This window comes from Cupriavidus sp. YR651 (genome assembly GCF_900101625.1).
In the GTDB taxonomy this organism is placed as follows: Bacteria; Pseudomonadota; Gammaproteobacteria; order Burkholderiales; family Burkholderiaceae; genus Cupriavidus.
Genome location: NZ_FMYZ01000001.1, coordinates 539,797 through 553,531, shown reverse-complemented (window position 1 = coordinate 553,531; position 13,735 = coordinate 539,797). Strand labels below are relative to the sequence as shown.

Genomic DNA, 13,735 nt, shown 5'->3' with positions numbered 1-13,735 from the left:
AGCCGTTAGCGTCGCGGGACAGGCGGGCAAGGTGTTTCCGGGCCTGGGACGGTCCCAACTTCCCGAAGATGCGGGGCGGGGGCGGTTTTTCCAGACGCCTGGCGGCGTGGACCCGGTTACAGGGCATGCTCAGATACCCCGAACTGACGCGGGATTGTACCACATCGCAGGCGCAGCACGGTGGCTCGGAACCGGTTCGGGGCGCGGGCTTCCGGGATGCTGCGTTGCCGCAACGACTGGCGTCCGGGCGCTGGTCGGGCGTGGCTTTTGAATCGCTTGGTATTTGTGATTGATGGGCTAAAACTATCAGGAAGGCCGTCGTCATCGGTCTTACCTGCCCACTGGGCAAAAGGAGGCAGTATGGAACTCCACCTGGAATCACATCACTATGTTCGCCGCATGCCGGACTGGCGCGCCGTGGTGATTGCCGGGCTCATCGCCGGTGCGATGTACATGGTGCTGGAACTGCTGACGGCCCGCTTCGTGCTCTACCAGGGCGCGTGGGGCACCGTCAAAATGGTGGCCGCGCTGATGCTGGGACGCGAGGCGCTGGCATCTGCCGATGGCTTCAGCTGGACGATCGTACTGGCGGCCGGCATCGTGCACTTTGGGCTGTCGATCGTCATGGCGGGGGTTCTGGCGATGATTGTGTCGTCGTTCCGCTTCGACTCGAGCTTTGTCATGGCGTCGGCGGTCGGCATCGTATTTGGCCTGGTAGCGTACTTCGTCAACTTCTACGTGTTCGGGCGTTATTTCAACTGGTTCGACGAAGCCCGCGGCTGGGAAAGCCTGTTCGCGCACGCCCTGTTTGGGCTGGTGGCCGCTGACGCGTACATGCATTTCGAGCGACGAATGGAGGCGGTGCCCGCATCGCCACGCGGCTGAGCTTGATCAGCGTTTCGCCGCCATCCGCCGTGCCGTTACGGCACAGGCGGAGGCGGGTTCAGTCCTCCAATACAAAATGAAATCGGTTGTTCACCATTTTCATTCGGATCCTCCGCGCCACGGCGCCAGATACTACTTGGCATTTGCTGGCGCCATCCTGGTGGTCGGCACGGTGTACGTCCTGGGTACGATCCTGGTCGGCTTGTAATAGCACCCCGATTGGCACCTGCCGTCGCCTTCCACCTCACGGCGCGTGCGGCCGCGTGTGGGGGAGGGTATATGCGCGGGCAGGAGGCATCGATGGGAAATCTCTCGCGTTATCGGTAGACAAGCACCGGGATCTTGCTGTGGGTAAGGACTTTCTGTGTCTCGCTACCGATCAGGACGCCCTGCACACCGCGGCGGCCATGCGATGCCATCACAATCAGGTCGCACTCCCTGTCTTCGGCAGCCTTGATAATTGCCTCATAGGGATGGTCGCTGACGGAGTAGAGCGTCTGGCAGTCCACGCCGGCAGCGCCCGCCTCGCGCGCAAGCCTGCTCAGATAATGCGTTGCGTTTTCCCAGGCCGCTTCCTTGTATTGCTCGCGGGTATCGCTCAGCATTTCCGTGTGGTAGGCCAGGATGTGATAGTCGGGGCAAACGCGAATGGCAGTGACCCTGGCATTCATCTCGCCAGCGAACGCAATTGCCTTGTGGAATGCCGATTCGGAAAGGGCTGAACCGTCGACCGGAAGAAGAAGATGATTGAACATGATGTCCCTCCTCGCCCGCAAAGCGCGCTGGCGCGAAGGGTTGCTCACCACCTCGTGTCGATCAAAGTTGGCTGAAGCTGCGCCAGAGACACGGTAGCCATGCGGCCTGAATCCAGTATAGGTCGATTGAAATACTCTGGAGTCAACCTGGTACGAGGTGATTGTCTTGAATGTATTTTGCGGCGAGGCAGGTACCTGGCGGCATGTAATTGCGAGGAGTGCAAAGAAAAAGGGCTTACGCCGCAAAGCGTAAGCCCTTCATTCCACTGCCTTTACCACTGCAAATACTGGTCGGAGCGATAGGATTCGAACCTACGACCCTCTGATCCCAAATCAGATGCGCTACCAGGCTGCGCTACGCTCCGAAGCCGGCGATTCTATCCCGGACGCGGGGTCGAGGTCAATCACGATGCGCAGGGGCCGCGCGGGGCCCGAAAAAGTGTCGCGGCAGTCGCTGCGCTCGCACCCCGCTTCAGGCGGGATGGGTTTTGGCTTGACTTGATCCGGGGCGCTGACATAATCCGCACACCGCAAAGGTCCGCCGGCGCCTCGCGCCCTGGAAACGCTGTTCCCATCCGGACCCGGTCCCGAATATCACAACAATGGTGCGCCAGCCGCCGCGAGCGATGCGATCGGCCCGGCCGTGCCTGAGCCATGCCCGCCCGGTGCCTGACGCGCTACCGGTTGTCCGGGCACCCGGAACCCGCGGCAACAAAACACGACGGCTTTTCGCAGGCCGCAATCAAAAGACACGAGGGTGCCATGCGGAGCACCGGCGATGACTTTGTGAACGGGAAAGAAGATGTTTCAGTCGCAGGTGGTAGTGCTGATTGCAGGCTTGTTCGCGCTGCAGATGGCGGTCGTCTGTGCCGTGTTGCGGCGATCCTCCGGCATGGAGCGCAGCGGGCTGACGTCATGGGCAATCGGCGACCTGATTGTCACGCTGGCCGTGGTGCTGCTGGCGACGCACGCCTACCGGCCCGAATGGCCGATCGAAGCGTTGCCGGAGCTTGCGCTCACCGCCGGGCTGTCGATGATGGTCTATGGCACCCGGCATTTCACCGGCAAGCCGGGGCGCGGTGTCGTGCTTGCGGCGCTGAACCTGCCGGGCCTGGCAGCGCTGGCGGTACATGCCGGCAGCGCGCTTGCGTCCGCAAGCGGCAGGTTGACGTCTGACACCGTCGTCGCATGGCTGACGCTGGCGTCGTCCCTTATCCAGATTCTGCTGCTGCTCGAAATGATCCGCGTGACTGCTTCGCGCTTGCCGGCCAAGCGCGGCATGGGCCGTCTGGCCGTGTTTTCACTGGTGCTGGTGGCCGTGGCGTGCGCGGTCCTGTCAGGCGTGCAGGCGTGGCCGCCGTTGCGGGCGCTGGTGGACGGCTTGCCAATGCCGGCGTCCGATGTGCGTGGCAGTATCACCGTGTGGTTTGTCTTCGGCGTGGTTGGCCTGTCTGTCAGCTTCGCGCTGATGGCGCACGATCGCCTGCGCCGCAAGCTGGAGCGCCGTGCACGCCATGACGACCTGACCGACGTGCTGTCGCGCGGCGCGTTCTGGGAGGAACTGGAGGCCGCCTGCAAGCAGGCCGAGCGCCAGCGTCAGCCGTTTTCGGTGGCGTTCATCGACCTGGATCACTTCAAGGCCATCAATGACCTTTACGGTCACCTGGCCGGCGACAGCGTGCTACGCCACTTTGCCGGCCTGCTGCGCAAGTCGGCGCCGTCGGGCGCCATCCTCGGCAGGCTGGGCGGGGAGGAATTCGCCATCGTCATGCCAGACTCGACGATGGAAGCCGGTCGTGCCGTCGGCCTGCGGCTGAGCGCGCTGGTGCGTTCGACGCCGTGTCCGTCCGAGCCCGATGCGATTGCCTACACGGTCAGCATTGGCATGGCGGAGCGTCAGGCCGGCGAGAACGCCGATGCGGTGATGCGCCGCGCGGATCGCGCGCTCTACGATGCCAAGCAGATGGGCCGCGATTGCGTGTCGGCGCACGATACGGCGGAGGGCGTCGGCATGCCGCGTCGCCCCCGGGTGCGCGAGCGCGAACCCTCATAATCTGGCGCGGCGCGTGCTGCAAGGCATGGCGCTGCGGTAGAATGCTCGCCTTGCCAGCAACGGCAGGCCGGCCGCCCTTAGCTCAGTTGGATAGAGCACTCGCCTTCTAAGCGAGCGGTCAGAGGTTCGAATCCTCTAGGGCGGGCCACTCCCTCGGCCACCTTCCCTCCGGCCACTCCCTCGGTCACTCCTCCGGCCACCTTCCCCGCACCTGAAATCCCTGCGCCCCGACCCCTTAGTCGCCAGCGCGGATCATGTCCGCCGCCTTCTCCGCGATCATGATCGTCGGCGCATTGGTATTGCCGCCCACCAGCGTCGGCATCACGGATGCATCCACCACGCGCAGCCCCGCCACGCCATGCACCCGCAGGCTGGCGTCGACCACGGCCATGGCGTCGCTCCCCATCTTGCAGGTGCCCACCGGGTGATAGATGGTGTCGGCGTGATTGCGGACGAAGTCGCGGATCGCGGCCTCATCGCCGTCGCCGGGGCCGAACAGCGGCGTCAGCGTATCCTCGCCACCTGCTTCGGTGAGCGCGGGCTGCGCAAAGATCCGGCGCATCAGCCTGACGCCGGCCACCATGCCATCCAGGTCGGACGCCGCCGACAGGAAGCGCGGATCGATCAGTGGGATGTCGCGCATGTCGGCCGATTGCAGTCGCACGTTGCCACGGCTTTCCGGCCGAAGCACGCAGGCATGGCACGAGTAGCCATGATCCGGCTTGCCGGCCCGGGCCACGTTCGAATTGCCGAGCAACGCCGGCGCAAAGTGCAGTTGCAGATCGGGCGCGGCCAGGTCCGGCCGTGTCCTGACGAAGGCGCCGGCCTCGGCCACGGGCGAGCTGAGCATGCCGCTACGGCGCAGGCGATAGCGCAGGACCTCGCCGGCCATGCGGGCCGCGCCGACCAGCGAGTAGCCATATAGGTGGTAGGACTTCAGCGGCTTGCCGACGATGACGTCGAGGTGATCCTGCAGGTTCTCGCCGACGCCGGGCAAATCGTGCACGATCGGGATGCCCAGGCTACGCAGATGGTTCGCGGGACCAATGCCCGAGGCCATCAGCAACTGTGGCGAATTGAAGGCGCCGCCGCTGACGATCACCTCGCGCCGCGCGCGCAGCGTCTGTGCCTGCCCGTCACGCATCACGCTGACACCCACCGCTCGCTTGTTGTCGAACAGGATCCGCATGGCCTGGGTCTCGACCAGCACCGTCAGGCTCTTGCGACCACCGTTGTGCCCGGCATCGGCCTTGTTGCCGCGATGCAGGTAGGCGCGCGCCGCGTTCCAGCGTTCGCCGTTGTATTGCGTGGCCTGGAACAACCCCACCCCTTCCTGCTCCGCGCCATTGAAATCGGGATTCAGCGGCAGGCCGGCCTGCGCGGCGGCCGCGACAAAGCGCCGCGAGAACGGGTTGGGCGTTCGCTGGTCGCTCACATGGAGCGGTCCCAGGCCACCGTGCCAGGCGTCGTCATGGCCCGCATTGCGCTGGTTGCACTCGCTGCGGCGGAAATAGGGCAGGACGTCGTCGAACCCCCAACCCGTGCAGCCCAGGCTGGCCCATTTGTCATAGTCGCTGCGATGGCCGCGGATATAAAGCATCGCGTTGATCGACGAGCTGCCGCCCAATCCGCGCCCGCGCGGCTGGTAGGACGGCCGGCCGTTGAGTCCGGCCTGCGGCACGGTGCGGTAGCCGTAGTTGTGCGGCCCGGGCTGCCGCACGGTCTTGGCGATGGCCAGTGGCGTCCAGACGCTGAAGTGGTGATCGTTCGGGCCGGTTTCGAGCAACGCCACCGTGACGCCCGGAATGTCCGCCAGCCGGCTGGCGACGGCGCAACCTGCCGAACCCGCTCCAACGACGATGTAGTCGAACTCTGCCTGGCTCATGGCCGCTCCTGTGGCGTGACGAGGTTGAACGCGGGGTCGAAGGTATCCATCATGGCGAACAAGGCTGCCACGGCGCGGGGGTCGCCGTCGATCCGGATTGCACCGGACTTCATGGCATCGGGCAGCGTCAGCTGTTTCAGGCTGATCTGGTCCAGCGTGGCTTTGGTCAGCGTGACCGCGGCGGTGGGCTGGGCAGCCTGCGCGCCAGCCACATACGTCAGGGCGCTATTGCGCAGCGTCATGGCGTAGCGTTGCTGCAGGTCGCTGAAGTTCCAGTTCAGCGTCATCGTCTTGCCGGCAGCCTTGTCGGCGTTCAGGCGCACGGCCAGATAGTCGAAGAAGTTGGTGACCGTCAGCGCGCGGACCAGGTCCGAGGAGCCCAGCGCGCTGCCGGTCGCCTTGTTGACACCGTTGCGCAGCTCCTGCGCGCCCGTCAGGTAAATGTTCCGCCAGGTCGCATTTTCGCTCTGGTAGCCGAGCTGCTCCAGGGCATCGGCCTGCAAGGCGCGCGCTGCCGCGTTGGCCGGATCGGCAAAGACCAGTTCGTTGCCGATCTGCGCCACCCAGCGATATTCGCCGCGTGCGTAGGCCTCGCGGGCCCGTGCCAGGACCGCGTCGGCGCCGCCCATCCATTCGATCGTTTTCCTGGCGGTCTGCACCGGCGGCAGCGGGTTGAGGTGCGCCGGGTTGCCATCGTAGAAGCCCAGGTAGCGCTGGTAGACGGCCCGCACGTTATGGCTGACCGACCCGTAGTAGTCGCGGGCGTACCACTTGCTGGCCAGCGGCTCGGGCAGCGTCTTCAGGGTGTCGGCGATATCGAGCGGCGTCATGCCCTGATTCATCAGGCGCAGCGTCTGGTCGTTCAGATAGGCGTACATGTCGCGCTGGTCCGACAGCATTTCCACAATGCGCGCGCGTCCCCAGGTCGGCCAGTGATGCTGGCCGATCAGCACGTCCGTGCGGTCGCCATAGCGCACCAGCGCCTGGCCCAGGAAATAGGACCATGCCTTGGCGTCGCGCACCTGGGCGCCGCGCAGCGTCAGCAGGTTGTGCTGCGTGCGCACGGCGTTCTCGGCGATGCACAGCGTGCGGAACTGGGGCAGGTAGACGTTCATCTCCGCTGGCGCCTCCGTGCCCGGCGTGAGTTCGAATTCGATATCCACGCCGTCGATGCGGCGCGTGTCGATCGGTTGGGTGATGAGTTCGGTCGGCGCGATCAGCGTGATCGTGCCGCGCGCGGTGGCCTTGCCCAGCCCGGTATCGACCTGGCCGGTGGCGCTCTTTGGCAACAACGTGCCATACATGTACTGGGCGCGGCGGCCCATGGCGCTGCCGGCCAGCACGTTCTCGCTGACGGCTTCTTCCATGAAGCCGTGGGGTGCGAGGATGGCGACCTTGCCGCGCTTGACATCGTCTTCACTGACGATGCCGCGCACGCCGCCAAAATGATCGGCGTGGCTGTGCGTGTAGAGGATCGCCACCACGGGTTTGCGCGGGCGATGGGCATAGTAGAGGTCGAGCGCGGCGCGGGCGGTCTCCGCCGTGAGCAGGGTGTCGATAAGGATCAGTCCCGTGTCGCCCTCGATGATGTTCATGTTGGCCAGGTCGGCGCCACGCACCTGGTAGACGCGGTCCGTCACCTTGAACAGGCCGGCTTCGTTGTTCAGTTGCGCCAGCCGCCACAGGCTGGGGTTGACCGTGGCGGGCGCGTCCTGCGCGGCCTCGAACGCGTAGGCATCGAAGTCCCACGCCACCTTGCCGTCGGCGGTGCCGATGGTGCGCTCGGGGAAGCGCGCCACCAGGCCGCGTCGGGCATCTTCATAGTCGGCGCGGTCCGCGAAGGGCAACGATCGTAGCCAGTCGGCGTTGGACCGGGCCGTCAGCGGCGTGGCCGCGTTGGGGGAAGCGGCGGCGCCAGATGCGTTGGCGGCGGCGAGGACCGCAAGCGCGGCCATGGCGAACGTGGCGGGACGGGCAAGGCGCATGGTGGGATCGTAGACATGGCGAGTGGGCTAGCCGCCTATTTGAGACGTCCCGCACCTATAATTCAATTGCAAATTTTGTATTGCAAGCATGCAATCGGCGCATACCATGAACCTGAAACGACTGGAACATCTGATCGCCGTGGCGGAGGAGGGATCGCTGGCCAGTGCCGCGCGCCGCGTTCACCTGAGTCAGCCAGCCTTGACGCGCAGCATCCAGGCGCTGGAAGAAGAGGCCGGCGTCATGCTGTTCGATCGTGGCGCCCGCGGGGTGACGCTGACGTCGGTGGGCCAGATGGTGACCGAGCGTGCCCGTCGCATTCTGTTTGAATCCAGTTGCCTGGCGCGCGATCTGACGCTGATTCGGCAGCACGAGATTGGCAGCGTTCAAATCGGGCTGGGGGCGTTTCCGGCGGCGATCCTGCTGCCGGAGATGCTGTGCGCGATCCATCGGGACTGGCCGAAGCTCCGAATCGCCACGGAAGTCAGCAATCCCGCCGCGCTGCTGGCGGCGCTGCACGCGGAGCGGCTGGACTTCGTCGTGGTCGAGCACAGGACGGTGCCGATGTCCGCCGAACTGGAGAGCCGGCGCCTGCCGCCGGAATCCGCGGGCTTGTTCGTGCGGGCCGGTCATCCGCTGGCGGACGGACCGGTGAGCCTGGCAGCGTTGCGCGCGGCGGCGCTGGTCTCGGTGGTGTTCCCGCCCGAGACGCACGAACGCTTGCGCAAACTGCTGCGCTGCAAGCCTGGTGAAGACCTGCCGTTCCAGGTCGAAAGCAACGACTTCCGCGCGCTGACCTATTTGGTGCGTCATGCCGATGTCGTCCTGCTGGCTCCCGCGCGCGCCGTGCATGCCGAGCTGGAGGCCGGCGCGCTGGTGCCGCTGTCAGTGCCGGAGCTGCCCGATGTGACGATGCAGTTTGCGATCGTCCGGCTGGCCCAGCGCACGCTGTCGCCGGCTGCGGAGCGTGCGGTGGCGGCCATCGACGCCGTGGCGTGAATGCGCCTCGCGCATCGGGCAACGATGCATCGGCGATAAAAAAAGCGCCCCGGAAGGGGGCGCTCTGTACGGCAGGCGAAAGGCGCGAGCGCTTATTCGCTCGTCACGCCGGCGCCGACGATGTTGTAGCCACCGTCGACATACGTGATCTCGCCGGTCACGCCGCTGGCCAGGTCGGAGAGCAGGAATGCGGCCACGTTGCCAACTTCGTCGATGGTCACGTTACGGCGCATCGGGGCCACTTCCTCGAAGTGGTTGAGCAGCTTGCCGAAGTCCTTGATGCCCGCGGCGGCCAGCGTCTTGATCGGACCGGCCGAAATGCCGTTGGCGCGCATGCCGCGCGGACCCAGCGACGACGCCAGGTAGCGCACGCTGGCTTCCAGCGAGGCCTTGGCCAGGCCCATCGTATTGTAGTTGGGCACCACGCGCTCGGCGCCCAGGTACGACAGCGTCAGCAGCGATGCCTTGTCCGACAGCAGCGGCAGGGCTGCCTTGGCGAGCGCCGGGAAGCTGTAGGCCGAAATGTCGTGCGCGATGCGGAAGCCTTCACGCGTGAAGCCTTCCAGGAAATCGCCGGCGATGGCTTCGCGCGGTGCAAAACCGATCGAATGCACCAGGCCGTCGAATTTTTCCCAGCGTTGCCCCAATGCGGCGAACGTGGCGGCGATTTGCTCGTCGCTGCCGACATCGCATTCGTAGATCATGTCGGAGCCGAATTCCTTGGCGAAGTCGCTGATGCGGTCCTTGAATCGCTCGCCGACATAGGTGAAGGCCAGCTCCGCGCCTTCTCGCTTGCACGCCGATGCGATGCCATAGGCGATCGAGCGGTTCGACAGCAAGCCGGTGATCAGGATCCGCTTACCTGCCAGAAATCCCATAGGTTCTCCAAGATATTGTGGGGCGGGCATGCTTCGTGCACAGGCCCGGGGCCGGTGCATGGCGGGTAAAGTTCCCCGCTGTTTGTTGCGCCGCGTAGAGGGAATGTCCGGATGGCTGGGGGCCACCCGAACGCATGTAAAATTGTCGCACAACTTCGCCCGGCCACAAGACGTCGGGCTGTCCTGGTCATGGTGGAGGTCTGCAACGGGATGCTTATTCGCGCACGTTGGCCGCTTCAGGCGGCAGGGCAGTGCTTCCGTCGTAGCGCGGTAGTGCAATGGGGGCTGGCGCTGTTGATCGTGCTGGCTTCGGGTTTTCCCGTATCGGTGCTGGCCGCCCACGGCTTTGCGCTGCACGGCGATCTCAAGTATCCGGCTGACTTCAAGCAGTTCGAGTACGTCAATCCACAAGCGCCGCAGGGCGGCACGCTGACGCTGGCCAATCCGGACCGGCGTACCAGCTTTGACAAGTTCAACCCGTTCACGCTCAAGGGCACCTCGGCGCCGGGGCTGACCGCGCTCATGTTCGAGTCGCTGCTGATCAGCAGCGCCGACGAAACCGCCAGCGCCTATGGCCTGCTGGCGGAGGACGTGTCCGTGGCACCCGACGAGCTGTCCGTCACCTTCCGCATCCGCCCGGAAGCCCGTTTCGTCAATGGCGATCCGGTTCTGGCGTCGGACGTCAAACATTCGTATGACATGCTGATGAGCAAGGCCGCCAGCCCGGGCTATCGCAGCATGTGCATGGACGTGAAGGCCGTGACGGTGCTCGGGGAGCGCACGGTACGGTTTGAATTCAAGCAACGGAATACCGAGCTGCCGCTGATCGTGGGGTCGCTGCCGGTGTTCTCGAAGAAGTGGACGGCGAAGGTGCCGTTCGACAAGCTGACCTTCGAGGAGCCGATCACCAGCGGGCCGTACATCATCGAACGTTATGACGCCGGCCGCGGCATCACCTTCAAGCGCAACCCGAACTACTGGGGCCGGGACCTGGCCGTGCGGCGCGGCACGTTCAACTTCGCGCGGGTGGTCTACCGGCTCTACAAGGACGAGACCGCCAAGCTGGAAGCCTTCAAGGCCGGCGAGTTCGACGCGATCGTCGAGTATCGCTCCAAGAACTGGGCGAAAAGCTACGTCGGCCCGCATTTCCGCGATGGCGAACTGATCAAGACCGATTTCCCGCACCGCAACGGCGCCGGCATGCAGGGCTTCGTCATGAATATGCGCAAACCGATTTTCCAGGACGTGCGCGTACGGCAGGCGCTGATTCTGGCGCTGGATTTCGAATGGCTGAACCGACAGTTGTTCTACGGGGCCTACAAGCGTCTGGACAGCTGGTTCTCCAATAGCGAACTGGCGGCCAGCACGACGTTTGATGGCAGGCCGGGCCCCGGCGAGATGAAGCTGCTGGAGCCCTTGCGCGCCGAATTGCCTGCCGAGGTCTTCGGCCCCGATGTGATTCAGCCGACGACCAATCCGCCGCGCTCGCTGCGTGACAACCTGCGCGAGGCCCGTCGCCTTCTGGCTCAGGCTGGCTGGACGTACGAGGACGGCGCGCTGCGCAATGCCAAGGGCGAGCCGCTGGTGTTCGAGTTCCTCGACGACGGCGGCGCCATGAGTCGGGTGATCACCACCTATGTGCGCAACCTGGAGCGGTTGGGCATCGAGGTGCACCAGCGCACCACGGACTTTGCGCTCTACCAGAAGCGGCTGGAGGATTTCGACTTCGACATGGTGTCGATCCGTTTTCCGGACAGCCAGAGCCCCGGCAACGAGCTGCGCGACCGCTTTTCGGCGGAGGCCGCCGCCATGCCCGGGTCCGACAATCTGTTCGGGCTGAAATCGCCGGCCGTGGACAAGCTGGTCGATGCCGTGCTGCATGCCCACACCCGCGAGGAGCTGATCACCGCTGGCCGCGCGCTGGACCGCGTGCTGATGCATGGGTACTACATCGTGCCGAACTGGTACAGTGCATCGCATCGCGTGGCGTACCGCAAGGTCATGTCGTATCCGACGCGGCTGCCGTACTACTACACGGCGGAGGGCTGGATTCTCTCCAGTTGGTGGCGTAAAGATCTGACGCCGAAGACCCAATAAGCCACCACAGGGACTGGACGGCCATGATTGCCTACCTCCTCAAACGTATCTTGCTGATGATCCCGACGCTGATCGGCGTCATCACGCTCACCTTTGTCGTGATCCAGTTTGTGCCCGGTGGCCCGGTCGAGCAGATGATGCTCGAAATGAAAGGGCGGGGCGGTGCCGGCGAAGCCAGCGGCGGAGGTGCCGAATACCGCGGCCGGCGTGGCGTCGATCCTGAAAAAATCAAGGAGATCCAGGCGCTCTACGGTTTCGACAAGCCGCCGCTCGAACGCTATTTCCTGATGCTCAAGCGCTTTGCGCGGTTTGACCTGGGGCAGAGCTACTTCCAGCACCGCAGCGTGTGGGAGCTGGTCAAGTCCAAGCTGCCGGTATCGATTAGCCTGGGGCTCTGGACGTTCTTTCTGACTTATCTGATATCGGTGCCGCTGGGCATTTCCAAGGCGATCCGCGCGGGCAGCCGGTTCGACGTGATCAGCAGCATGGTGGTACTGGTCGGCTACGCGATTCCTGGCTTCGTGCTGGGCGTGCTGTTGCTGGTGTTGTTCGGGGGGGGCACGTTTGTCCAGTGGTTCCCGCTGCGCGGGCTGACTTCCGACGACTGGGAGCAGATGTCCATGATGGGCAAGGTGATGGACTATCTGTGGCACCTGGTGCTGCCGATTACGGCATCGGTGGTCGGCAGCTTCGCCGTGATCACCATGCTGACCAAGAACGCTTTCCTCGAGGAAATCCGCAAGCAGTATGTGCTGACCGCGCGCGCCAAGGGCCTGGCCGAACGTCGGGTGCTCTGGAAGCACGTGTTTCGCAATGCGCTGATTCCGCTGGTGACGGGCTTCCCGGCGGCTTTCATCGGCGCATTCTTTACCGGGTCCCTGCTGATCGAGACGCTGTTCTCGCTCGATGGTCTGGGCCTGCTGTCCTATGAAGCCGTATTGCGTCGCGACTATCCGGTGGTGCTGGGCACGCTGTACCTGTTTACGCTGATCGGGCTGGTGACGCGCCTGATTTCCGATGTCTGCTATGTGATGGTCGACCCCCGCATCCACTTCGAAGGGATGCATCGATGAAAGTCTTCTCCCGCGCTCCGGTCGCCGGCAACGGCCTGCCGCATTCGCTTTCGCCGCGCCAGCGTGCCTGGCAACGCTTCCGCCGCAACCGGCTGGGCTACTGGAGCCTGATCCTGTTCGTGGTGATCTTCGTGCTGAGCCTGTGTGCGGAGGTGTTGTCCAGCGATCGCCCGCTCGTGGTGCGCTACAAGGGGGAGTACTACTTCCCGATCGTCAAGGTCTATCCGGAGACCACGTTCGACGGCGATTTCCCGACCCGGACCGACTACCTGGACCCGTTTATCCGCGAGCGGATCACGACGCATGGCAACTTTGCCGTGTTCCCGATCAACCGTTACTCATACGATTCCCTGAACTACTTCGCCAAGGAGCCCAACCCGGCGGCGCCGTCGGCGGAAAACTGGCTTGGCACGGATGACCGCGGACGCGACGTGCTGGCGCGGCTGATCTACGGTTTCCGCGTGTCGGTGTTGTTCGGGCTGGCCTTGACGATTATTGGCGTGCTGATCGGCACGCTGACTGGCGCGCTGATGGGCTTCTTCGGCGGGCGCTTCGACTTGTTCTCCCAGCGAGCCATCGAGATCTGGAGTTCCATGCCGGAGCTCTACCTGCTGATCATCTTCGCTTCCATTTTCGAGCCGAGCCTGGCGCTGCTGATCATCCTGCTGTCGCTGTTCGGCTGGATGGGTTTGTCCGACTACGTACGGGCGGAGTTCTACCGCAACCGGTCGCTGGACTACGTCAAGGCGGCGCGCGCGCTCGGGCTGTCCAATGTCCAGATCATGTGGCGCCACATCTTGCCAAACAGCCTGACCCCGGTCATCACGTTCCTGCCGTTCCGCATGAGCGCGGCCATCCTGGCGCTGACCAGCCTTGATTTCCTGGGCCTGGGCGTGCCGCCGACCACGCCGAGCCTCGGCGAGCTGCTGGCGCAGGGCAAGGGCAACCTCGACGCTTGGTGGATCTCGCTGTCCACGTTCGCGGTGCTCGTCATCACGCTGCTGCTGCTGACCTTCATGGGCGATGCCTTGCGGGATGCCTTTGACACGCGCCTGGGCCTGGCCCAGTTACGCGGCCGTGTGGAACCCAAGGTGCCTGCCGCAACGCCTGCGGAGGCCGTGCAATGA

At 64.6% G+C, this 13,735-nt stretch carries 10 protein-coding genes and 2 tRNA genes; 7 read left to right on the top strand and 5 right to left on the bottom strand.

Annotated features, from left to right (window positions below; translation table 11 throughout):
• The first annotated feature begins 360 nt into the window (after positions 1 to 360).
• Positions 361 to 885 carry a hypothetical protein gene (locus BLR29_RS02415; protein WP_092134337.1) on the top strand — a complete coding sequence of 175 codons (525 nt, stop codon included), beginning with the start codon at positions 361 to 363 and terminating at the stop codon, positions 883 to 885.
• A 317-nt stretch (positions 886 to 1,202) separates the two neighbouring features.
• Here the strand turns inward: BLR29_RS02415 and BLR29_RS02410 are convergent, their stop codons facing one another.
• Both BLR29_RS02410 and BLR29_RS02405 read right to left on the bottom strand, forming a co-directional pair.
• The gene (locus BLR29_RS02410) at positions 1,203 to 1,640 is read right to left on the bottom strand and encodes a universal stress protein (protein ID WP_092134336.1); all 438 of its coding nucleotides are present in this window, start codon (positions 1,638 to 1,640) and stop codon (positions 1,203 to 1,205) included.
• 288 nt (positions 1,641 to 1,928) lie between these two features.
• Positions 1,929 to 2,005 (bottom strand) — tRNA-Pro (locus BLR29_RS02405).
• Positions 2,006 to 2,442: 437 nt separating this feature from the next.
• Between BLR29_RS02405 and BLR29_RS02400 the strand changes: the two genes are divergently transcribed.
• Positions 2,443 to 3,693 (top strand): GGDEF domain-containing protein, encoded by a 1,251-nt coding sequence (locus BLR29_RS02400; RefSeq protein WP_092134334.1) that lies wholly within the window; start codon positions 2,443 to 2,445, stop codon positions 3,691 to 3,693.
• 71 nt (positions 3,694 to 3,764) lie between these two features.
• A tRNA-Arg gene (locus BLR29_RS02395) sits at positions 3,765 to 3,841 on the top strand.
• Between the two features lie 87 nt (positions 3,842 to 3,928).
• Here the strand turns inward: BLR29_RS02395 and BLR29_RS02390 are convergent.
• Positions 3,929 to 5,578, bottom strand: a complete 1,650-nt coding sequence (locus tag BLR29_RS02390; protein ID WP_092134333.1) for a GMC family oxidoreductase — start codon at positions 5,576 to 5,578, stop codon at positions 3,929 to 3,931.
• On the bottom strand, positions 5,575 to 7,563 hold the full coding sequence (locus tag BLR29_RS02385) for an alkyl/aryl-sulfatase (RefSeq protein ID WP_092134331.1): 1,989 nt from the start codon (positions 7,561 to 7,563) through the stop codon (positions 5,575 to 5,577). The genes BLR29_RS02390 and BLR29_RS02385 overlap by 4 nt, the downstream gene beginning before the upstream one ends.
• 106 nt (positions 7,564 to 7,669) lie before the next feature.
• On the opposite strand from BLR29_RS02385, the gene BLR29_RS02380 reads away from it, so the two are divergent.
• Positions 7,670 to 8,560 carry a LysR family transcriptional regulator gene (locus BLR29_RS02380; protein WP_092135387.1) on the top strand — a complete coding sequence of 297 codons (891 nt, stop codon included), beginning with the start codon at positions 7,670 to 7,672 and terminating at the stop codon, positions 8,558 to 8,560.
• A gap of 92 nt (positions 8,561 to 8,652) precedes the next feature.
• Here the strand turns inward: BLR29_RS02380 and fabI are convergent, their stop codons facing one another.
• Positions 8,653 to 9,438: an enoyl-ACP reductase FabI gene (fabI, locus tag BLR29_RS02375; RefSeq protein WP_092134330.1), complete on the bottom strand. Its 786-nt coding sequence runs from the start codon at positions 9,436 to 9,438 to the stop codon at positions 8,653 to 8,655.
• 210 nt (positions 9,439 to 9,648) lie between these two features.
• Here fabI and BLR29_RS02370 point away from each other — a divergent pair, with 210 nt between their 5' ends.
• From BLR29_RS02370 to BLR29_RS02360, 3 genes are read left to right on the top strand one after another with little or no spacing between them, the layout of a single operon-like run.
• The gene (locus BLR29_RS02370) at positions 9,649 to 11,535 is read left to right on the top strand and encodes an extracellular solute-binding protein (RefSeq protein ID WP_092134328.1); all 1,887 of its coding nucleotides are present in this window, start codon (positions 9,649 to 9,651) and stop codon (positions 11,533 to 11,535) included.
• 23 nt (positions 11,536 to 11,558) lie between these two features.
• A complete protein-coding gene (locus tag BLR29_RS02365; protein ID WP_092134327.1) occupies positions 11,559 to 12,608 on the top strand; it encodes a microcin C ABC transporter permease YejB in 1,050 nt (349 codons plus the stop codon).
• Positions 12,605 to 13,735, top strand: a complete 1,131-nt coding sequence (locus BLR29_RS02360; RefSeq protein WP_092134325.1) for an ABC transporter permease — start codon at positions 12,605 to 12,607, stop codon at positions 13,733 to 13,735. The genes BLR29_RS02365 and BLR29_RS02360 overlap by 4 nt, the downstream gene beginning before the upstream one ends.

Excerpts from the sequence above, each read along its gene's own strand:
- BLR29_RS02415 (WP_092134337.1), top strand. The coding sequence starts at position 361 with ATGGAACTCCACCTGGAATCACATCACTATGTTCGCCGCATGCCGGAC.
- BLR29_RS02410 (WP_092134336.1), bottom strand. The coding sequence starts at position 1,640 with ATGTTCAATCATCTTCTTCTTCCGGTCGACGGTTCAGCCCTTTCCGAA.
- BLR29_RS02400 (WP_092134334.1), top strand. The coding sequence starts at position 2,443 with ATGTTTCAGTCGCAGGTGGTAGTGCTGATTGCAGGCTTGTTCGCGCTG.
- BLR29_RS02390 (WP_092134333.1), bottom strand. The coding sequence starts at position 5,578 with ATGAGCCAGGCAGAGTTCGACTACATCGTCGTTGGAGCGGGTTCGGCA.
- BLR29_RS02385 (WP_092134331.1), bottom strand. The coding sequence starts at position 7,563 with ATGCGCCTTGCCCGTCCCGCCACGTTCGCCATGGCCGCGCTTGCGGTC.
- BLR29_RS02380 (WP_092135387.1), top strand. The coding sequence starts at position 7,670 with ATGAACCTGAAACGACTGGAACATCTGATCGCCGTGGCGGAGGAGGGA.
- fabI (WP_092134330.1), bottom strand. The coding sequence starts at position 9,438 with ATGGGATTTCTGGCAGGTAAGCGGATCCTGATCACCGGCTTGCTGTCG.
- BLR29_RS02370 (WP_092134328.1), top strand. The coding sequence starts at position 9,649 with ATGCTTATTCGCGCACGTTGGCCGCTTCAGGCGGCAGGGCAGTGCTTC.
- BLR29_RS02365 (WP_092134327.1), top strand. The coding sequence starts at position 11,559 with ATGATTGCCTACCTCCTCAAACGTATCTTGCTGATGATCCCGACGCTG.
- BLR29_RS02360 (WP_092134325.1), top strand. The coding sequence starts at position 12,605 with ATGAAAGTCTTCTCCCGCGCTCCGGTCGCCGGCAACGGCCTGCCGCAT.